This is a genomic window from Pseudomonas sp. P5_B2, assembly GCF_056400445.1.
The window spans coordinates 1-548 of the sequence record NZ_JBFULH010001493.1 but is presented as its reverse complement, the minus strand read 5'-3'; the positions used below and the strand labels follow the sequence as shown (position 1 = coordinate 548).

Here is a 548-nt window from a genome sequence, read left to right as displayed (position 1 = left end):
ATCCAGATCCCGGGCCGCAGAGGCATTGCGCCTGAGCGACCTGGTGTTCGAAGCGGTGCCAGAAGTCATCGAGGTCAAGCAGGAAACCTTCGCCTGGATCAGCGAGCATGTCCCGGCGTCGGCCATCATCGCGTCGACTACTTCGACCTTTCTGGTCACCGAGTTGAGCGAAATGGTCAGTGAACCGCAACGCTTCGTGAACGCGCACTGGCTGAATCCGGCGTACCTGATGCCGCTGGTGGAAGTCAGCCGCAGCGCAGCGACCTGCCCTAAGGTAGTCGAGCGGCTGCTGCAATTGCTCAAGCGAATCGGCAAGGTGCCCGTGGTGTGCAATCCGGTGGCTGGCTATATAGTGCCGCGCATCCAGGCGCTGGCAATGAACGAAGCCGCACGGATGGTGGAAGAGGGTGTGGCCAGCGCTGAAGATATCGACACTGCGGTACGCGTCGGTTTTGGGTTGCGCTTCTCGGTGCTGGGCTTGCTCGAGTTCATCGATTGGGGTGGCGGCGACATTCTTTACTACGCCTCGCGTTACCTCAGTGGAGCGC

1 protein-coding gene is annotated in these 548 nt (G+C 60.8%); it reads left to right on the top strand.

The window, feature by feature from the left end; all coding sequences use genetic code 11:
• A partial coding sequence (locus AC1DRJ_RS32015; protein ID WP_477805615.1) for a 3-hydroxyacyl-CoA dehydrogenase NAD-binding domain-containing protein occupies positions 1–548 on the top strand: 548 nt, incomplete at both ends.